Source organism: Enterobacter chuandaensis (assembly GCF_003594915.1).
Classification (GTDB): domain Bacteria; phylum Pseudomonadota; class Gammaproteobacteria; order Enterobacterales; family Enterobacteriaceae; genus Enterobacter; species Enterobacter chuandaensis.
Map to the genome: position 1 here is coordinate 53,841 of NZ_QZCS01000013.1, position 19,010 is coordinate 72,850.

17 protein-coding genes and 1 other annotated feature are annotated in these 19,010 nt (G+C 57.6%); of the genes, 14 read left to right on the plus strand and 3 right to left on the minus strand.

Features of this window, described 5'->3' with window-relative positions:
* The first annotated feature begins 5 nt into the window (after positions 1-5).
* Complete coding sequence (gyrB, locus tag D5066_RS17835; protein ID WP_119916712.1) at positions 6-2,417, plus strand: DNA topoisomerase (ATP-hydrolyzing) subunit B; 2,412 nt, start codon at positions 6-8, stop codon at positions 2,415-2,417.
* A 34-nt stretch (positions 2,418-2,451) separates the two neighbouring features.
* Here the strand turns inward: gyrB and D5066_RS17840 are convergent, their stop codons facing one another.
* On the minus strand, positions 2,452-3,387 hold the full coding sequence (locus D5066_RS17840; protein WP_119916713.1) for a LysR family transcriptional regulator: 936 nt from the start codon (positions 3,385-3,387) through the stop codon (positions 2,452-2,454).
* Between the two features lie 110 nt (positions 3,388-3,497).
* Here D5066_RS17840 and D5066_RS17845 point away from each other — a divergent pair, with 110 nt between their 5' ends.
* The 8 genes from D5066_RS17845 to D5066_RS17880 all read left to right on the plus strand — a co-directional run bounded on the left by D5066_RS17845 (position 3,498) and on the right by D5066_RS17880 (position 11,684).
* Positions 3,498-4,523: a zinc-dependent alcohol dehydrogenase family protein gene (locus D5066_RS17845; protein ID WP_119916715.1), complete on the plus strand. Its 1,026-nt coding sequence runs from the start codon at positions 3,498-3,500 to the stop codon at positions 4,521-4,523.
* 115 nt (positions 4,524-4,638) lie between these two features.
* A complete protein-coding gene (gene yidA, locus D5066_RS17850) occupies positions 4,639-5,451 on the plus strand; it encodes a sugar-phosphatase (RefSeq protein ID WP_119916716.1) in 813 nt (270 codons plus the stop codon).
* A 225-nt stretch (positions 5,452-5,676) separates the two neighbouring features.
* A complete protein-coding gene (dgoR, locus tag D5066_RS17855; protein WP_003861109.1) occupies positions 5,677-6,366 on the plus strand; it encodes a D-galactonate utilization transcriptional regulator DgoR in 690 nt (229 codons plus the stop codon).
* Positions 6,363-7,241 (plus strand): 2-dehydro-3-deoxygalactonokinase, encoded by an 879-nt coding sequence (locus D5066_RS17860; RefSeq protein WP_119916717.1) that lies wholly within the window; start codon positions 6,363-6,365, stop codon positions 7,239-7,241. The genes dgoR and D5066_RS17860 overlap by 4 nt, the downstream gene beginning before the upstream one ends.
* Positions 7,225-7,842: a 2-dehydro-3-deoxy-6-phosphogalactonate aldolase gene (locus D5066_RS17865; RefSeq protein ID WP_119916720.1), complete on the plus strand. Its 618-nt coding sequence runs from the start codon at positions 7,225-7,227 to the stop codon at positions 7,840-7,842. Before D5066_RS17860 ends, D5066_RS17865 begins: the two co-directional genes overlap by 17 nt.
* On the plus strand, positions 7,839-8,987 hold the full coding sequence (dgoD, locus tag D5066_RS17870) for a galactonate dehydratase (RefSeq protein WP_028014940.1): 1,149 nt from the start codon (positions 7,839-7,841) through the stop codon (positions 8,985-8,987). The genes D5066_RS17865 and dgoD overlap by 4 nt, the downstream gene beginning before the upstream one ends.
* 78 nt (positions 8,988-9,065) lie before the next feature.
* Positions 9,066-10,403, plus strand: a complete 1,338-nt coding sequence (locus D5066_RS17875; protein WP_119916721.1) for an MFS transporter — start codon at positions 9,066-9,068, stop codon at positions 10,401-10,403.
* 51 nt (positions 10,404-10,454) lie between these two features.
* A complete protein-coding gene (locus tag D5066_RS17880) occupies positions 10,455-11,684 on the plus strand; it encodes a YidR family protein (protein ID WP_208861690.1) in 1,230 nt (409 codons plus the stop codon).
* Here D5066_RS17880 and D5066_RS17885 read toward each other — a convergent pair.
* Entirely contained in the window at positions 11,681-12,013 is a 333-nt protein-coding gene (locus tag D5066_RS17885) for a YceK/YidQ family lipoprotein (RefSeq protein WP_080329761.1), read from the minus strand. The two genes, D5066_RS17880 and D5066_RS17885, sit on opposite strands and share 4 nt — an antisense overlap.
* 249 nt (positions 12,014-12,262) lie before the next feature.
* Positions 12,263-12,334 (plus strand) — a sequence feature (ROSE (Repression Of Heat Shock gene Expression) occurs in the 5'-region of heat shock genes and acts as an RNA thermometer to modulate expression.).
* Here D5066_RS17885 and ibpA point away from each other — a divergent pair.
* The 3 genes from ibpA (at position 12,328) to D5066_RS17900 (ending at position 15,130) form a co-directional block, all read left to right on the plus strand.
* Positions 12,328-12,738 carry a small heat shock chaperone IbpA gene (ibpA, locus tag D5066_RS17890; RefSeq protein ID WP_008500162.1) on the plus strand — a complete coding sequence of 137 codons (411 nt, stop codon included), beginning with the start codon at positions 12,328-12,330 and terminating at the stop codon, positions 12,736-12,738. (Overlaps the previous feature by 7 nt.)
* Positions 12,739-12,874: 136 nt before the next feature.
* Positions 12,875-13,303, plus strand: a complete 429-nt coding sequence (gene ibpB, locus D5066_RS17895; protein WP_119916724.1) for a small heat shock chaperone IbpB — start codon at positions 12,875-12,877, stop codon at positions 13,301-13,303.
* A gap of 165 nt (positions 13,304-13,468) precedes the next feature.
* Complete coding sequence (locus D5066_RS17900) at positions 13,469-15,130, plus strand: putative transporter (RefSeq protein WP_119916726.1); 1,662 nt, start codon at positions 13,469-13,471, stop codon at positions 15,128-15,130.
* On the opposite strand, the gene D5066_RS17905 is transcribed toward D5066_RS17900, so the two are convergent.
* Positions 15,098-15,844 (minus strand): GntR family transcriptional regulator, encoded by a 747-nt coding sequence (locus tag D5066_RS17905; RefSeq protein WP_119916727.1) that lies wholly within the window; start codon positions 15,842-15,844, stop codon positions 15,098-15,100. The two genes, D5066_RS17900 and D5066_RS17905, sit on opposite strands and share 33 nt — an antisense overlap.
* Before the next feature lie 221 nt (positions 15,845-16,065).
* On the opposite strand from D5066_RS17905, the gene D5066_RS17910 reads away from it, so the two are divergent.
* Both D5066_RS17910 and D5066_RS17915 read left to right on the plus strand, forming a co-directional pair.
* Entirely contained in the window at positions 16,066-17,688 is a 1,623-nt protein-coding gene (locus tag D5066_RS17910; protein ID WP_119916728.1) for an alpha-glucoside-specific PTS transporter subunit IIBC, read from the plus strand.
* Entirely contained in the window at positions 17,685-19,007 is a 1,323-nt protein-coding gene (locus D5066_RS17915; RefSeq protein WP_119916730.1) for a 6-phospho-alpha-glucosidase, read from the plus strand. Before D5066_RS17910 ends, D5066_RS17915 begins: the two co-directional genes overlap by 4 nt.
* Positions 19,008-19,010 lie beyond the last annotated feature (3 nt).

Consider the following 19,010-nt stretch of genomic DNA (forward strand, 5'->3'; position numbering starts at 1 on the left):
CGTTGATGTCGAATTCTTATGACTCCTCCAGTATCAAAGTCCTGAAAGGGCTGGATGCGGTGCGTAAGCGCCCGGGTATGTATATCGGCGACACGGATGACGGCACCGGTCTGCACCACATGGTATTCGAGGTGGTAGATAACGCTATCGACGAAGCGCTCGCGGGTCACTGTAAAGACATCGTGGTCACCATCCATGCGGACAACTCCGTCTCCGTCACCGATGATGGCCGTGGCATCCCGACCGGTATTCACCCGGAAGAGGGCGTCTCTGCTGCGGAAGTGATCATGACCGTGCTGCACGCAGGCGGTAAGTTCGATGATAACTCCTATAAAGTTTCCGGCGGCCTGCACGGCGTAGGCGTTTCCGTAGTAAACGCCCTGTCGCAGAAGCTGGAGCTGGTTATCCAGCGCGAAGGCAAAATTCACCGTCAGATCTACCAGCACGGCGTGCCTGAAGCCCCGCTGGCCGTTACCGGCGATACCGAGAAAACCGGTACCATGGTGCGTTTCTGGCCGAGCCTTGAAACCTTCACCAACGTCACCGAATTCGAGTACGACATCCTGGCGAAGCGCCTGCGTGAACTGTCGTTCCTGAATTCCGGCGTCTCTATTCGCCTGCGCGACAAACGCGACAACAAAGAAGACCACTTCCACTACGAAGGCGGTATCAAGGCGTTCGTTGAGTATCTGAACAAGAACAAAACGCCAATTCACCCGAATATCTTCTACTTCTCCACCGAAAAAGACGGTATCGGCGTAGAAGTGGCGCTCCAGTGGAACGACGGTTTCCAGGAAAACATTTACTGCTTCACCAACAACATTCCACAGCGCGACGGCGGTACGCACCTTGCGGGCTTCCGCGCGGCGATGACCCGTACCCTGAACGCCTACATGGATAAAGAAGGCTACAGCAAAAAAGCGAAAGTCAGCGCCACCGGTGACGACGCCCGTGAAGGCCTGATTGCCGTGGTCTCCGTGAAGGTGCCGGATCCGAAGTTCTCCTCACAGACTAAAGACAAGCTGGTCTCTTCCGAGGTGAAATCCGCGGTTGAACAGCAGATGAACGAACTGCTGAGCGAATACCTGCTGGAAAACCCGAACGACGCGAAAATCGTTGTGGGCAAAATTATTGATGCGGCGCGTGCCCGTGAAGCGGCGCGTAAAGCCCGCGAAATGACCCGCCGTAAAGGCGCGCTGGACCTGGCTGGCCTGCCGGGCAAGCTGGCTGACTGTCAGGAACGCGACCCGGCGCTGTCCGAACTGTACCTCGTGGAAGGGGACTCCGCGGGCGGTTCTGCGAAGCAGGGCCGTAACCGTAAGAACCAGGCGATTCTGCCGTTGAAGGGTAAAATCCTCAACGTTGAGAAAGCGCGCTTCGACAAGATGCTCTCTTCTCAGGAAGTGGCGACGCTCATCACCGCGCTGGGCTGCGGCATTGGTCGCGATGAGTACAACCCGGACAAGCTGCGCTATCACAGCATCATCATCATGACCGATGCGGACGTCGACGGCTCGCACATTCGTACGCTGCTGTTGACCTTCTTCTATCGTCAGATGCCTGAAATCGTTGAGCGTGGCCACGTCTACATTGCACAGCCGCCGCTGTACAAAGTGAAGAAAGGCAAGCAAGAACAGTATATTAAAGACGACGACGCGATGGATCAGTACCAAATCGCGATCGCCCTTGACGGTGCGACCCTGCACGCGAACTCGCACGCCCCTGCACTGGCCGGTGAGCCGCTGGAGCGTCTGGTCTCCGAGTTTAACGCCACGCAGAAAATGATTACGCGTATGGAACGCCGTTATCCGAAAACGCTGCTGAAGGAACTGGTCTATCAGCCAACCCTGACCGAAGCCGATCTGAGCAACGAGCAGACCGTGACCCGCTGGGTGAACACCCTGGTGAGCGAGCTGAACGAGAAAGAGCAGCACGGCAGCCAGTGGAAGTTCGACGTTCAGCAGAATGCGGCACAGCAGTTTGAGCCGATTGTTCGCGTGCGTACTCACGGCGTCGACACCGACTACCCGCTGGAGCACGAATTTGTAACCGGCCCGGAATACCGCCGTATCTGCACGCTCGGCGAGAAGCTGCGCGGCCTGATCGAAGATGATGCGTTCATCGAACGTGGCGAACGTCGTCAGCCGGTAGCCAGCTTCGAGCAGGCGCTGGACTGGCTGGTGAAAGAGTCCCGTCGCGGCCTCTCTATCCAGCGTTATAAAGGTCTGGGCGAAATGAACCCGGATCAGCTGTGGGAAACCACCATGGATCCGGAAAGCCGCCGCATGCTGCGCGTCACCGTGAAAGACGCGATTGCTGCCGACCAGCTGTTCACGACCCTGATGGGCGATGCGGTAGAACCACGTCGTGCCTTCATCGAAGAGAACGCGCTGAAAGCGGCAAATATCGATATTTAATCGTCGTTATACTGCATGATAACTGGCCGCGCTTTTAGCGCGGCTTTTTTGTGGGCGCAGGCATATCCAGCGACATCACGGACGGTAAACGGCTCGCCAGCGTATCTATCGCTATTCTTACCCTCAGCGGCAGGTGCGGCGTCTGCTGCCAGACGGCATGAACGTTGAAATGCACATCCGGTGCCTGCTTTAAGAGCGGGACGAGTTTACCCTGGTGAATATCTTTAACGACCATCCAGCACGGCAGCCATGCAATGCCGTGTCCGGCCAGCGCAGCGTCGCAAATAGCCTGTAAGTCATCCATATTGAGTGAGGAACGGGGAGTAAAGGTGTGCGACGTCCCTTCGTCATCCATCAGTTGCCAGGACAACACTCTGCCTGCGCGCAGATAGTTAATGGCCGTATGCTCGGGTAAATCATCCACCCTTTGCGGCTGGCCCTTCTTCAGCAGATACTCCGGCGCGGCGCACAGCACCATGCGGTGCTCTCCCAGCTTTCTGGCCACCAGCACGCTGCTGTCCTGCAGCGTGCCGTTGCGCACCGCCATATCGAAGCCTTCCTCGACCAGATCCACCACGCGGTCGCTGAATGACATTTCAAGCTCAAGCCCCGGGTGTTCCTGCGCCAGCGCGATCAGCAGCGGGGCGACGCACTGGCGGCCAAACAGCACCGGCATGGCAACGCGCAGGCGGCCGCTGACCTGCTGTTTTCCGGTTTCAAGCAGCGATTCCGCGCCACGAATTTCCTCCAGCGCGCGAAGGCAGCGTTCATAAAAAAGCGCGCCGTTATCGGTCAGCCTCTGGCTGCGGGTGGTGCGTTGAAAAAGGCGCACTCCCAATCGCTGTTCGAGGCGAGCGATGCTTTTTCCCACCGCTGAGCGCGACAAATGCAGCCTGATAGCGGCCTGGGCAAAACTTCCTGCCTCAACGGCGGCCACAAAAACAGGAATATCCTTCAGCGTATCGGACATGGATTGTATCTATTCTGGCGTCAATAAAGAGAAAACTTATCGCCACTGGTGATAATCAGTCAACGGTAGACTGTCAGGACTAAAGCTCATCTGATGGCAGGAGAAATAAAATGACAGAGACAATGCAACGCTGGTCCATGGATGCCCTCGGGCGCGAGAACCTCAAGCTCATTCAGGAACCTGTTCCACAGCCCGGCCCGGGTGAGATCCGCGTGCGGGTGAATGCCGTTGCGCTTAACTATCGCGATAAAATGGTTGTTGAAGGCACAATGCCGATCCCGCTTTCCTTCCCTTTTACCCCGGCGTCTGACATGGCGGGCGTGGTGGACAGTATTGGTGAAGGCGTTACGCGCTTCAAACCCGGCGCACGCGTCATCTCAACCTTCTTCCCTGAGTGGATCGACGGTAAGCCGCAGGCGGACGCGCGTAATCTGCCCTATAAAACGTCCGGCGGCTACTTCCAGGGAATGCTGGCCGAGTATGTGATTGTGAAGGAAGACGCGCTGGTGGCCTCCCCGGAGACTCTGGATGACGCTGAAGCCAGCACGCTTCCCTGCGCAGGGCTTACCGCCTGGTTTGCGCTGGTGGAGCGCGGCCAGCTGCGCGCCGGGCAATCGGTGCTTGTACAAGGGACGGGCGGCGTGGCGATATTCGCCCTGCAAATTGCAAAAGCGCACGGGGCAGAGGTATTTGTCACCTCGGGGAGCGATGAGAAACTGGCGCTCGCCAAAACGCTGGGGGCCAGCCAAGGCATCAACCGGCTGAAAGGCGACTGGGCAGAAGATACGCTGGCGCTCACGCAGGATCGCGGCATCGACCATATTATTGAAACCGTGGGGGGCGAAAACCTGAAGCACTCCCTGCGCGCCGTTGCCGTTCACGGACGTATCTCGGTGATTGGCGTGCTGGCCGGGACGGACATTTCGTTACCTGCTGGCGAGCTGCTGCTGAAATCCCCCGTCATTCAGGGGATTGGCGTGGGGCACCGCCGGGCGCTGGAAGATTTCGTCCGCGCCGTGGATGTGACGGGGCTGAAACCCGTGATTGAACGCCGCTACCGCTTTGACGAGCTTAAACAGGCGTTTGAACACCTCGATCGCGGCGCGTTCGGTAAAATCGTTCTCACCCGCGAGTAAGCCTTTGTTCCCCGGGATAAGCGTAAAAGGGGGGATTCTGTTGCGCAATATAGCTCTATTTTTGTGGGCTTAATCGCGTTAGCATGAGGCAGCACTCATTTATCCCGGGGAACTCATGGCTATCAAACTTATTGCAATCGATATGGACGGTACGCTGCTGCTGCCAGACCACACTATCTCTCCTGCCGTTAAAAACGCGATCGCCGCCGCACGTGCGAAGGGCGTGAATGTGGTTCTGACCACGGGGCGTCCGTATGCGGGCGTGCACAGCTACCTGAAAGAACTGCACATGAATCAGCCGGGCGACTACTGCATCACCTATAACGGCGCGCTGGTGCAGAAAGCCGCAGATGGCAGTACGGTTGCGCAAACTGCGTTGAGCTATGATGACTACCTGTTCCTCGAAAAACTGTCCCGTGAAGTGGGCTCCCACTTCCACGCGCTCGATCGCAATACGCTCTACACCGCCAACCGCGATATCAGCTACTACACGGTGCATGAATCCTACGTTGCGACCATTCCGCTGGTGTTCTGTGAAGCCGAGAAAATGGATCCTACGACGCAGTTCCTGAAGGTGATGATGATTGACGAGCCGGAGATCCTGGATAAAGCCATCGCGCGCATTCCGGCAGAGGTAAAAGAGAAGTATACCGTGCTGAAAAGTGCGCCGTACTTCCTCGAAATTCTCGATAAACGCGTCAATAAGGGCACCGGCGTGAAATCGCTCGCTGATGCGCTGGGGATTAAGCCGGAAGAGATCATGGCGCTGGGTGACCAGGAAAACGACATCGCGATGATTGAATTTGCAGGCGTGGGCGTGGCAATGGATAACGCGATCCCGTCGGTGAAAGAGGTGGCCAACTTCGTCACCAAATCCAACCTGGAAGACGGCGTTGCCTGGGCGATCGAGAAATTCGTTCTGTCGTAACAAGCGCTTAAATCATCAGCCTCGGTTATCGACCGGGGCTTTTTTTTGCGCTGAATTTATTGAATTGTTCTTTTTGTGATCTGTATTGTAGTACAACATGAATTGATTGTACTACATTGTCGCCAGGGCAAAGACGAACCACCTCACGTTTGTACTGCAAAAGTGAGGTGAAATTCAGCGGTCGCGGTAAAGTAGTGATGGACATACAGAGCACAAGGACTCTCCATGACTCTCAATAAAACCGATCGCATCGTCATCACGCTGGGCACCCAGATTGTGGGGGGAAAATACGTTCCCGGTTCGCCGCTGCCGGCAGAGGCCGAACTGTGTGAGGAGTTTGAAACCTCGCGCAACATCATCCGGGAAGTGTTCCGCTCGCTGATGGCGAAGCGGCTGATTGAAATGAAACGCTATCGCGGCGCGTTTGTCGCTCCGCGCAACCAGTGGAACTACCTCGATACCGACGTGCTGCAGTGGGTGCTGGAAAACGACTACGACCCGCGGCTTATCGGCGCGATGAGTGAAGTTCGAAACCTGGTGGAACCGGCAATTGCGCGCTGGGCGGCGGAACGCGCAACCTCCGGCGATTTGGCCCAGATTGAGTCGGCTTTAAACGACATGATCGCCAATAACCAGAACCGGGAGGCGTTTAACGAGGCGGACATTCGCTACCACGAAGCGGTGCTGCAGTCGGTGCATAACCCGGTATTACAGCAGCTTAGCGTAGCGATCAGCTCGCTACAGCGAGCGGTATTTGAACGTACCTGGATGGGCGATGAGGCCAACATGCCGAAGACGCTCCAGGAACATAAAGCGCTGTTCGATGCGATACGGCATCAGGACGGCGATGCGGCAGAGCAGGCGGCACTAACCATGATTGCCAGCTCGACACGAAGGCTAAAGGAAATCACATGACATCTCGCTACATCGCCATTGACTGGGGATCGACCAACCTGCGCGCCTGGCTGTACCAGGGCGAGCAGTGCCTGGAGAGCAGGCAATCAGAAGCAGGCGTCACGCGCCTGAACGGTAAATCCCCCGAGGCGGTGTTAGCAGAGGTCACACAAAACTGGCGCGACAGTGCCACGCCGGTGGTTATGGCGGGAATGGTGGGCAGCAACGTAGGCTGGAAAATCGCGCCTTATCTGCCGGTTCCCGCTCGTTTCTCCGCCATTGGTGAGCAGTTAACGTCAGTTGGCGACAATATCTGGATTATTCCCGGTTTGAGCGTCTCCCGCGACGATAACCACAACGTGATGCGCGGCGAAGAGACGCAGCTGCTTGGCGCGCGCGCGCTTTCTCCTTCTTCTGTCTACGTCATGCCCGGCACGCACTGCAAGTGGGTCCAGGCTGACGCTGAGCAAATCCACGATTTTCGCACCGTGATGACCGGCGAACTGCACCATTTGCTGCTCAACCATTCGCTGGTGGGAGCCGGTTTACCTGAGCAGGAACCCTCGCCAGAGGCGTTTGCCGCCGGGCTTGAACGTGGGATTGCCTCCCCTGCCGTTTTGCCGCAGCTTTTTGAGGTTCGCGCCTCGCACGTGTTGGGAAATCTCCCGCGCGAGCAGGTCAGCGAGTTTCTCTCCGGCCTGCTGATTGGCGCAGAGGTCGCCAGCATGCGTGAGTTCATCGCGCACGAGCAGGCCATCACGATTGTCGCAGGCGCATCGCTGACGTCGCGCTACGAGCAGGCGTTTCGCGCCGTTGGGCGTGATGTTGCAACGGTATCCGGCGACACGGCATTTCAGGCAGGAATAAGGAGCATCGCTCATGCAGTGGCAAACTGATCTTCCCCTTATCGCAATTTTGCGCGGCATCACGCCCGATGAGGCGTTAGCCCACGTCGGCGCGGTTATCGACGCCGGATTCGACGCGGTGGAAATCCCGCTCAACTCGCCCGATTGGGAAAAAAGCATTCCGGCCGTGGTGGAGGCCTTCGGCAATAAGGCGCTGATTGGCGCAGGTACCGTGTTACAGCCTGAGCAGGTCGATCGGCTGGCAAAGATGGGCTGCAGGCTTATCGTCACGCCCAATATTCAGCCTGAGGTAATCCGCCGAGCGGTGGGTTACGGCATGACCGTCTGCCCGGGCTGCGCCACCGCCACTGAAGCCTTTGCTGCCCTCGATGCGGGCGCGCAGTCGCTCAAAATTTTCCCGTCGTCGGCTTTTGGACCGGACTACATCAAGGCGTTGAAAGCGGTATTGCCCGCCAGCGTGCCGGTCTTTGCCGTGGGCGGCGTAACGCCAGAAAACCTGGGTCAGTGGATGAGCGCTGGCTGTGTGGGCGCCGGACTGGGCAGCGATCTTTATCGCGCCGGACAGTCCGTGGAACGTACCGCACAGCAGGCGGCAGCATTTGTGAAAGCGTATCGAGAGGCAGTTAAATGAAAATAACCAAACTCACCACGTACCGTTTACCCCCGCGCTGGATGTTCCTGAAAATCGAAACCGATGAAGGAGTAGTAGGCTGGGGCGAACCCGTAATTGAAGGGCGCGCGCGCACCGTTGAAGCGGCGGTGCACGAGCTGGGTGAATACCTGATCGGTCAGGATCCGGCGCGCATTAATGACCTGTGGCAGGTGATGTACCGCGCGGGCTTCTACCGCGGTGGTCCGATCCTGATGAGCGCCATCGCCGGTATCGACCAGGCGCTGTGGGATATCAAAGGTAAAGTGCTGAACGCGCCGGTCTGGCAGCTCATGGGCGGCCTGGTGCGCGACAAAATCAAAGCCTACAGCTGGGTGGGCGGCGACCGTCCTGCGGAAGTGATCGACGGCATCACGCAGCTGCGCAACATCGGCTTTGACACCTTCAAGCTCAACGGCTGCGAAGAGATGGGCGTTATCGACAACTCGCGTGCGGTAGACCGGGCGGTCAACACCGTGGCGCAAATCCGTGAAGCCTTTGGCAACGAAATTGAGTTTGGCCTGGATTTCCACGGCCGCGTCAGCGCGCCGATGGCCAAAGTGCTGATTAAAGAGCTGGAGCCGTATCGCCCGCTGTTTATCGAAGAGCCGGTGTTGGCCGAGCAGGCGGAATACTATCCAAAACTGGCTGAACAGACCCACATTCCCATCGCGGCGGGTGAACGTATGTTCTCGCGCTTCGAGTTTAAACGCGTGCTTGAAGCGGGCGGGATTGCGATCCTGCAGCCTGACCTCTCTCACGCGGGCGGCATCACCGAGTGCTACAAAATTGCCGGGATGGCAGAAGCTTACGATGTGGCGCTGGCACCGCACTGCCCGCTCGGGCCGATTGCGCTGGCGGCCTGTCTGCACGTCGATTTCGTCTCCCGCAACGCGGTGTTCCAGGAACAGAGCATGGGAATTCACTATAACAAGGGCGCGGAACTGCTTGATTTTGTGAAAAACAAAGAAGACTTCTGCATGGAAGGCGGTTTCTTTAAACCGTTAACGAAGCCGGGCCTTGGCGTGGAAATTGACGAAGCCAAAGTCATTGAGCTGAGTAAAAATGCGCCGGACTGGCGTAACCCACTGTGGCGTCATGAGGACGGCAGCGTAGCGGAATGGTAATCGCCATCCCGTAGACCCGGTAAGCTTCCGGGCAAAAATCATACATACAAAAATATAACCCTCTGTAAATTACAGGGCATGGTGAGCGGCTTCGCTATGCCCAAAATCTGGAGACAGATTGCGATGGATATTCCAGTTACTGCTGCAAAAACCGGGCGTCGCCGCTACCTGACGCTGATTATGATCTTTATTACCGTGGTCATTTGCTATGTTGACCGCGCCAACCTCGCCGTGGCATCGGCCCATATTCAGGAAGAGTTTGGCATTACCAAAGCGGAAATGGGCTACGTCTTTTCGGCGTTTGCCTGGCTTTATACGCTCTGCCAGATCCCCGGCGGCTGGTTCCTTGACCGCGTGGGTTCACGTTTGACCTATTTTATCGCCATTTTAGGCTGGTCCGTGGCGACCCTGTTCCAGGGGTTCGCGACCGGGCTGATGTCGCTGATTGGCCTGCGCGCTATCACCGGGGTTTTCGAAGCGCCCGCGTTTCCAACCAACAACCGCATGGTGACCAGCTGGTTCCCTGAACACGAACGCGCGTCCGCCGTTGGCTTTTACACCTCCGGGCAGTTTGTCGGTCTGGCGTTCCTGACGCCGCTGCTGATCTGGATCCAGGAGCTGCTGAGCTGGCACTGGGTGTTCATCGTGACCGGCGGGATTGGTATTCTCTGGTCGCTGATCTGGTTTAAGGTTTATCAGCCGCCGCGTCTGACCAAAAGCATCACCAAAGCTGAACTGGACTACATCCGCGACGGTGGCGGTCTGGTGGACGGTGATGCGCCGGTGAAAAAAGAGGCGCGCCAGCCGCTGACCAAAGCGGACTGGAAGCTGGTCTTCCACCGTAAGCTGGTGGGCGTTTATCTGGGCCAGTTCGCGGTGACTTCTACGCTGTGGTTCTTCCTCACCTGGTTCCCGAACTACCTGACTCAGGAAAAGGGGATCACGGCGCTGAAGGCGGGCTTTATGACCACCGTGCCGTTTCTTGCGGCGTTTTTCGGCGTGCTGCTCTCCGGCTGGCTGGCCGATAAGCTGGTGAAAAGAGGGTGCTCGCTGGGCGTGGCGCGTAAAACGCCGATTATCTGCGGGCTGCTGATCTCAACCTGCATCATGGGCGCCAACTACACTAACGATCCGGTGTGGATTATGACCCTGATGGCGGTGGCGTTCTTTGGTAACGGTTTCGCCTCTATTACCTGGTCGCTGGTGTCGTCCCTTGCGCCGATGCGGCTGATTGGCCTGACCGGCGGCGTGTTCAACTTTGTCGGCGGACTGGGCGGGATAACCGTACCGCTGGTCATCGGCTACCTGGCGCAGGACTACGGCTTCGGCCCGGCGCTGGTCTACATCTCTGCCGTGGCCCTGATCGGGGCACTCTCCTACATTCTGCTGGTGGGCGATGTGAAACGAGTAGGCTAATCCCTACGGATGTTTTACCCTGATGCACTCACCGTGCATCAGGGTATCCTCATGAAACAAATCACCTTCACCTCCCGCAACCACCAGCTGACCAACATCAATACCTGGACGCCGGACAGCCAGTGGCTGGTCTACGACGTGCGCCCGTCCGGGGCGTCGTTCACCGGTGAAACCATCGAGCGGGTCAATGTCGGTACGGGTGAGGTAGAGGAGATTTATCGCGCCACTGATGGCGCGCACGTCGGCGTGGTGACCGTTCATCCTGCACAAGAGAAATATGTCTTTATCCACGGCCCGAAAAACCCGGACGCAGGCTGGCACTACGATTTTCATCATCGCCAGGGGGTGATTGCGCAAAACGGCCAGGTGAGCAATCTGGACGCGATGGATATCACTGCTCCTTACACCGCAGGCGCGCTGCGCGGCGGAAGCCACGTGCACGTCTTCAGCCCGAACGGGCAGCTCGTCAGCTTCACCTATAACGACCATGTTCTGCACGAGCGCGATCCGAAGCTCGATTTACGCAACGTTGGCGTGGCGGCACCGTTTGGCCCGGTGAAACCGCAGGGGAATCATCCTCGTGAATATTCAGGTACTTTCTGGAGCGTGCTGGTCAGCCGCACGACGCCCAACCCGCAGCCGGGCAGCGATGAAATCAACCGCGCCTACGAAGAGGGCTGGGTGGGCAACGACAGGCTGGCGTTTATCGGAGATACCCTCTCCGCGCAGGGCGAAAAAGTGCCGGAACTGTTCATTGTTAACCTGCCAGAAGATGAACAGAGCTGGAAACGCGCGGGCGATACGCCGCTGCAGGGCACCGCTGAAGCCATGCCAGCGCCGCCTGCAGGGGTGAAGCAGCGTCGTCTGACCTTTACCCATCACAAGGCATACCCGGGGCTGATGAACGTGCCGCGCCACTGGGTGCGCAGTAATCCGCAGGGGACGCAAATCGCGTTTCTGATGCGTGATGATAACGGCGTTGTGCAGCTGTGGCTGATCTCACCTGAAGGTGGCGAGCCGCGCCAGTTAACGCACACCGAAAGCGGTATTCAGTCGGCATTCAACTGGCATCCTTCGGGCGATCGACTGGGATTCGTGCTCGAAAATCGGATCGCCTGCTGCGACGTGCAGACCGGGGAGGTGACGTTTTTGACGTCCGATCACGGCAACCCGCCGTCTGCTGATGCGGTCGTATTTTCCCCGGACGGGCGCGTTATTGCCTGGATGGAAGAGACGGGCGGTTTCCGTCAGCTTTGGGTAACGGAAACCGCGCAGAACTAGCGCGGCGGCATCTCTGCGGGCGGGATGACGGCGTTGGTCGCCAGATTTTCCTGCTCGCTTTTCTCAACGCGTGAGCGCACGGAGCTGTCCGTGCGGAACATGTCCCACGGCAGCAGCAGCGTATCGGCCACCGCCGTAAACGGCATATCCAGGATAACCAGGGATTTGGTGCCCCAGTTCGTATCGTCATCGGAGATCATCGCCGCGCTGGCGCGCGTCCCCGGATATGTTCCTTCTTTACCGCCGGTGTGAGACATCACGCTCGAACACCCGCAAAGTAAAACTACCCCGCTGAACGTCGTCAGCTTTATCAGAACATTTTTCATCATCACTCAGTCATCGTTAATGGCACTGCATAGACCTGCAACTCAGGGTTATAGCGAGCCTTATCCAAAATGAATAGCCCGATAACCCCGCACTGTGGCAGCCATCGCAATTTAACTCTTTGTGCTGTTGCCCCAGAGTCTATGCGACAACCAGCAAAGTGCAAAAAAATCTCGCATAAATAGTCTTGAAAAGCCTGATTACAGACCCATTTTAAGAATGTGACCCGATAACGAACACGCCTGACGGGTGTTCGGGGCGCAAAGGCCTGTCCATGGTGGAAGGCTAAAATTTCTCGCTGATTTCAGGAGTTTTATTTATGCGTAACTTCGATCTTTCTCCGCTATACCGTTCTGCAATTGGTTTTGACCGCCTGTTTAACCATTTAGAAAATAACCAAAGCCAGAGCAACGGCTACCCTCCATACAATGTTGAGCTGGTTGACGAAAACCACTATCGCATCGCGATTGCCGTCGCCGGTTTTGCAGAAAACGAACTGGAGATCACCGCGCAGGACAACCTGCTGGTGGTGAAAGGTTCCCATACGGCCGAGCAGAAAGAACGTACCTACCTTTACCAGGGCATCGCCGAGCGCAACTTTGAACGCAAGTTCCAGTTAGCCGAGAACATTCACGTTAAAGGCGCGAACCTGGTTAACGGCCTGCTGTTTATCGAACTGGAACGCGTGATTCCGGAAGAGAAAAAACCGCGCCGTATCGAAATTAACTAATTACGCGGGTCGCGTAAGCGGCCCACCCGGACTTGCTTGCCGTAACGGGAGCATATGCGAATCCATCAGGATTTGCAGGAACAACTGCGCACAAAATTAAACTGTGCCGAACTCGCTTCTCAGAAGGAGATTTAGTATGCGTAACTATGATTTATCCCCCCTGCTGCGTCAGTGGATTGGTTTTGACAAGCTGGCTAACGCCCTGCAAAGCACCACCGAGCAACAGACGTTTCCGCCGTACAACATCGAAAAAAGCGATGATAACCACTATCGCATCACCCTCGCGCTGGCCGGGTTCCGCCAGGAAGATCTGGATATCCAGCTTGAAGGCACGCGCCTGACCGTGAAGGGGACGCCGGAAAAACAGGAAACCGAAACCAAATGGCTGCATCAGGGGCTGGTGAATCAGCCGTTTAGCCTGAGCTTTACCCTGGCTGACCATATGGAAGTGTCCGGCGCGACGTTTACCAACGGGCTGCTGCATATTGACCTGATCCGTAACGTGCCGGAAGCCATTGCGCCGCAGCGTATCGCCATTAGCGAGCGGCCGGCGTTGAATAGCTGATAGTGTGCGGGCTGGTGCCCTCACCATGGCCCTCTCCCACAGGGAGAAGATGAAAAGATAAGGCCCTGCCCCGGCAGGGCTTTTTTGTGCGCCATCGCCCATACAATCGCATCCGGCTCTGAGAGAATCCTTAGCATAACTAAGGTTATACACAGGATGTGGATCATGAGTGATATCGCGTTAACCGTAAGCGTGTTGGCCCTGGTCGCGGTTGTGGGCCTGTGGATAGGCAATATCAAAATCCGTGGCGTCGGGTTTGGGATTGGCGGGGTGTTGTTTGGCGGCATTTTTGTCGGGCACTTTGCCGACACGCTCGGACTGGTTCTCAGCGCCGATATGCTCCACTTTATTCAGGAGTTCGGCCTGATCCTCTTCGTCTATACCATCGGGATTCAGGTAGGGCCGGGCTTTTTCGCATCCCTGCGCGTCTCCGGGCTACGGCTCAATCTGTTTGCCCTCGGCATTGTGGTGATGGGCGGGCTGGTCACCGCGATCCTGCACAAAATCTTTGCTATCCCGCTGCCCGTGGTGCTGGGCATTTTCTCCGGCGCAGTCACCAACACGCCAGCGCTCGGTGCGGGGCAGCAAATCCTGCGCGATCTGGGCATTGAACCCGGCATTGTCGACCAGATGGGGATGAGCTACGCCATGGCCTATCCGTTTGGGATCTGCGGCATTCTGCTCTCCATGTGGCTGGTACGCGTCCTGTTTCGCGTTAACGTCGACAAAGAGGCGAAGGACCACGAAACCACGCTTACCAACGGCCATATGCCGATCAAAACCATCAACATTCGCGTCGATAACCCCAACCTGAACAACATGGCGATTCAGGACGTGCCGATCCTGAATAGCGCCAATATCATCTGCTCCCGCCTTAAGCGCGACGACGTGCTGATGGTGCCTGCGCCCGGCACGATGATTCGGCAAGGTGACTTGCTGCACCTGGTCGGCCAGCCGAGGGATTTGAACAACGCGCGGCTGGTAATTGGTCAGGAAGTGGATACCTCGCTTTCAACCCGCGGCACCGACATGCGTGTTGAGCGTGTTGTGGTGACCAACGAGCATGTTCTTGGCAAGAAAATACGCGATCTGCAGGTGAAAGAGCGCTACGACGTGGTGATCTCCCGCCTTAACCGTGCAGGTGTCGAACTGGTCGCCAGCCCGGAGGCCAGCCTGCAGTTCGGGGATATCCTCAACCTGGTCGGGCGCCCGTCGTCCATCGACGCCGTGGCGGATATGGTGGGTAACGCCCAGCAAAAACTGCAGCAGGTGCAGATGCTGCCAGTGTTTATCGGCATCGGGCTCGGCGTGCTGCTCGGCTCGATTCCGCTATATGTACCGGGCTTCCCGGTGGCGCTCAAGCTCGGCCTGGCAGGCGGGCCGCTAATTATGGCGCTGATCCTCGGACGTATCGGCTGTATCGGGAAGCTCTACTGGTTTATGCCGCCGAGTGCCAACCTGGCGCTGCGCGAGCTGGGCATTGTGCTATTCCTGGCGGTTGTCGGGCTGAAGTCCGGCGGGGATTTTGTCGATACCCTGGTCAAGGGCGAAGGGATGAGCTGGGTCGGCTATGGCATCTTCATCACCGCGATCCCTCTGCTGACGGTGGCAATCCTGGCGCGAATGTTCGCCAAAATGAACTATCTGACGCTGTGCGGCATGCTGGCGGGCTCTATGACCGATCCGCCCGCCCTGGCCTTTGCCAACAACCTGCACGCCACCAGCGGCGCGGCCGCGCTCTCCTATGCCACCGTCTATCCGCTGGTGATGTTCCTGCGCATCATCACCCCGCAGCTACTGGCCGTGCTGTTCTGGGGGATGGGCTAACAGGTCTTCCGGGTGGATGCGCCGCAGATGGTAGTCCACCTGGTAATCGCTGGTATTTCGGAACATCACGGAATAATTGAGAAACTCGCCGCTGTCGCTGTAGGAAAGAGAGGTAATCCGCAGCAGCGGCGTCTGTTCCGGCAGGTTCATATAACCGGCAAGCTGTTTATCTGCCAGCACCGGCGTCAGGCTCTCATAGTTGCCGCTGATGGTGATCCCGCACTCCTTCTCGATGTAATCAAACTTAGACCCCTCAAGATGCGCCAGCGACAGATTGCGGAACAGCTTCACCGGCATAAAGCTGTCCTCCAGCATCAGCGGCTTTCCGTCCACGTAGCGCACCCGCCGTGAAAAGTAGATCCGCTCATCCACCTGGATCCGCAGCTGGCTGGCGATGGCGGGCGGGGCGGGCATCACTTCGAACTGCAGCACCTTGCTCTGCACCTCTTTCCCCTGCTGACGCAGCACCTCCACCAGCCCGGTCAGGTTAGTGGTTTCGTGGTGAACGTCTTTGCGCGAGACAAACGTTCCGCTACCGTGTCGGCGCTCAACCAGCCCCCAGCTCACCAGCAGATCCAGCGCCTTGCGGATGGTCATGCGCGCCACGCCAAACTCCTGCGCCAGCGCTTTTTCGCCGGGTAGCGGGCTGCCGATGTTGTAGTCCGATGAATTCAGCCGCAGCCGCAATCTGTCGGCAATGGATTTGTAGATCACCAGTAGACCTCTCTGCCCGTATCAGGGCGTGGATTGCATCCTGACATGTCCATATTTACAGCGAAAAGTAGACCTGATTGGTCAAAATAAAACCATGAATGCGATCACGAATCGCAGCGGCACGCCATGTTCGCGCATCAGTTAATTCTTATGCTCACCTCAGGCCAGCACAAAACCATAAAGGCCTCTACCCCTACAGGTTGTTACGTGAGGATTTAAAAATGCTCAGTCAAATACAACGTTTTGGCGGCGCCATGTTTACCCCGGTTTTGCTGTTTCCATTCGCCGGGATCGTGGTGGGAATCGCCATCATGCTTCGCAACCCGCTGTTTGTCGGCGAAGCCTTAACCGCCCCCGATCATCTTTTCGCGCAGATTGTTCACATCATTGAAGAGGGCGGCTGGGCGGTGTTTCGCAATATGCCGCTGATTTTTGCCGTTGGCCTGCCGATTGGCCTGGCGAAGCAGGCGCAGGGCCGCGCCTGTCTGGCGGTGCTGATTAGCTTCCTGACCTGGAACTACTTCATTAACGCGATGGGGATGACCTGGGGCCACTTCTTTGGCGTCGACTTCTCCGCCGAACCGACGGCGGGTAGCGGCCTGGCGATGATTGCCGGGATCAAAACGCTCGATACCAGCATCATCGGTGCCATTGTGATCTCAGGCATCGTCACCGCCATCCACAACCGCTATTTCGACAAGCCGCTGCCGGTGTTTCTGGGGATTTTCCAGGGCAGCTCGTTTGTCGTTATCCTCGCGTTCTTCGTCATGATCCCCTGCGCCTGGCTGACGCTGCTGGGCTGGCCGAAAGTGCAGATGGGCATTGAGTCCCTGCAGGCGTTCCTGCGCTCTGCCGGGGCGCTGGGCGTGTGGGTGTATACCTTCCTGGAACGCATTCTGATCCCAACCGGATTGCACCACTTCGTCTACGGTCCGTTCATCTTCGGCCCGGCGGCGGTGGAGGGCGGGATTCAGGTCTACTGGGCGCAGCACCTCCAGGAGTTCAGCCAGAGCACCCTGCCGCTGAAAACCCTCTTCCCGGAAGGCGGATTCGCGCTGCACGGCAACTCAAAAGTGTTTGGCTCGGTCGGGATTGCCTTCGCTATCTGGTACACCGCGTCGCCAGAAAACCGCGTCAAGGTGGCGGGCCTGCTGGTTCCGGCCACGCTCACCGCCGTGCTGGTGGGCATTACCGAACCGCTTGAGTTCACCTTCCTGTTTATCTCGCCGCTGCTGTTTGCCGTTCACGCCGTGCTGGCGGCCACCATGGCGACGGTGATGTACGCCTTCGGCGTGGTCGGGAACATGGGCGGCGGCCTGCTGGACCAGTTCCTGCCGCAAAACTGGATCCCGATGTTCCATAACCACGCCTCGACGGTATTCACCCAGATTGGCATCGGCGTCTGCTTCACCGGTATCTACTTCGTGGTCTTCAAAACGCTGATCGAACGTCTGAACCTGAAAACGCCGGGCCGGGAAGAGAGCGAAATCAAACTCTACAGCAAGGCCGACTATAAGGCGGCACGCGGGCAAACCACCGCCCCGGCAGCGGCCAGCCAGCAGGTCGGGCAGGCCGCCGGATTCCTGCAGGCGCTCGGCGGCGCAGCAAATATCGAAAACATCAACAACTGCGCCACCCGCCTGCGTATCGCGCTGGTGGATATGGCGAAAACCCAAAGCGATGACGTCTTCAAAGCCCTCGGCGCCCATGGCGTGGTGCGACGCGGCAACGGTATTCAGGTGATTGTCGGCCTGCACGTTCCTCAGGTGCGCGACCAGCTTGAATCGCTGATGAAAACTCCTTTAACGAATGAACACACCACCCTGACAGAGGCTATATCATGAAAAAATTCTCAGTTGTCATTGCAGGCGGCGGCAGCACCTTTACGCCTGGTATCGTCCTGATGCTGTTAGCCAACCGTGACCGTTTCCCGCTGCGCGCCCTGAAGTTCTATGACAACGATGGCGCACGTCAGGAGACCATCGCCGAAGCGTGCAGAATTATCCTCAGGGAGCAGGCTCCGGAGATTGAATTCAGCTATACCACCGACCCTAAAGCGGCGTTTACCGATGTGGATTTCGTAATGGCGCACATCCGCGTGGGCAAATACCCGATGCGTGAAAAAGATGAAAAAATCCCGCTGCGCCACGGCGTACTGGGCCAGGAAACCTGCGGACCGGGCGGGATTTCCTACGGCATGCGCTCTATCGGCGGCGTGCTGGAGCTGGTGGATTATATGGAGCAGTACTCCCCGAACGCGTGGATGCTGAACTACTCCAACCCGGCGGCGATTGTCGCGGAAGCCACGCGCCGCCTGCGTCCGAACGCTAAAATCCTCAACATCTGCGATATGCCGATCGGCATTGAAGGGCGCATGGCGCAGATTGTCGGCCTGAAGGACCGCAAAGAAATGCGCGTGCGCTACTACGGCCTGAACCACTTCGGCTGGTGGACGTCGATTGAAGATCTGAACGGCAACGATCTGATGCCGAAGCTGCGCGAATACGTGGCGAAAAACGGCTATGTCCCGCCTTCAGAAGACGCGCATACCGAAGCGAGCTGGAACGATACCTTTGCCAAAGCAAAAGACGTGCAGGCGCTGGATCCGGACACCATGCCGAACACCTACCTGAAGTATTACCTGTTCCCGGACTACGTGGTCGCGCATTCCAACCCGGAACGCACCCGCGCCAATGAAGTGATGGATCACCGTGAGAAGCACGTGTTCAGCGCCTGCCGGGCGATTATCGAAGCCGGTAACTCCGCCGCCGGTGAGCTGGAAATCGATGAACATGCGTCGTACATCGTCGATCTGGCAACCGCGATTGCCTTCAACACCCAGGAGCGGATGCTGCTGATAGTGCCAAACAACGGAGCCATCCATAACTTTGACGCCGATGCGATGGTGGAAATTCCGTGCCTGGTCGGCCATAACGGACCGGAACCGCTGACCGTAGGCGATATTCCACACTTCCAGAAAGGGTTGATGAGCCAGCAGGTGGCGGTGGAAAAACTGGTGGTGGACGCCTGGGAGCAGCGCTCGTACCAGAAGCTCTGGCAGGCGATCACCCTGTCGAAAACCGTACCGAGCGCCTCCGTCGCGAAAGCGATTCTGGATGACCTGATCGAGGCCAACAAAGAGTACTGGCCAGAGCTGCACTAATCG

Coding starts and splice junctions, on each gene's coding strand:
- ibpA (WP_008500162.1), top strand. CDS start 12,328: ATGCGTAACTTCGATCTTTCTCCGCTATACCGTTCTGCAATTGGTTTT.
- gyrB (WP_119916712.1), top strand. CDS start 6: ATGTCGAATTCTTATGACTCCTCCAGTATCAAAGTCCTGAAAGGGCTG.
- D5066_RS17865 (WP_119916720.1), top strand. CDS start 7,225: ATGCAGTGGCAAACTGATCTTCCCCTTATCGCAATTTTGCGCGGCATC.
- D5066_RS17885 (WP_080329761.1), bottom strand. CDS start 12,013: ATGATGAAAAATGTTCTGATAAAGCTGACGACGTTCAGCGGGGTAGTT.
- dgoR (WP_003861109.1), top strand. CDS start 5,677: ATGACTCTCAATAAAACCGATCGCATCGTCATCACGCTGGGCACCCAG.
- ibpB (WP_119916724.1), top strand. CDS start 12,875: ATGCGTAACTATGATTTATCCCCCCTGCTGCGTCAGTGGATTGGTTTT.
- D5066_RS17845 (WP_119916715.1), top strand. CDS start 3,498: ATGACAGAGACAATGCAACGCTGGTCCATGGATGCCCTCGGGCGCGAG.
- yidA (WP_119916716.1), top strand. CDS start 4,639: ATGGCTATCAAACTTATTGCAATCGATATGGACGGTACGCTGCTGCTG.
- D5066_RS17875 (WP_119916721.1), top strand. CDS start 9,066: ATGGTGAGCGGCTTCGCTATGCCCAAAATCTGGAGACAGATTGCGATG.
- D5066_RS17860 (WP_119916717.1), top strand. CDS start 6,363: ATGACATCTCGCTACATCGCCATTGACTGGGGATCGACCAACCTGCGC.
- D5066_RS17915 (WP_119916730.1), top strand. CDS start 17,685: ATGAAAAAATTCTCAGTTGTCATTGCAGGCGGCGGCAGCACCTTTACG.
- dgoD (WP_028014940.1), top strand. CDS start 7,839: ATGAAAATAACCAAACTCACCACGTACCGTTTACCCCCGCGCTGGATG.
- D5066_RS17840 (WP_119916713.1), bottom strand. CDS start 3,387: ATGTCCGATACGCTGAAGGATATTCCTGTTTTTGTGGCCGCCGTTGAG.
- D5066_RS17910 (WP_119916728.1), top strand. CDS start 16,066: ATGCTCAGTCAAATACAACGTTTTGGCGGCGCCATGTTTACCCCGGTT.
- D5066_RS17900 (WP_119916726.1), top strand. CDS start 13,469: ATGAGTGATATCGCGTTAACCGTAAGCGTGTTGGCCCTGGTCGCGGTT.
- D5066_RS17880 (WP_208861690.1), top strand. CDS start 10,455: ATGAAACAAATCACCTTCACCTCCCGCAACCACCAGCTGACCAACATC.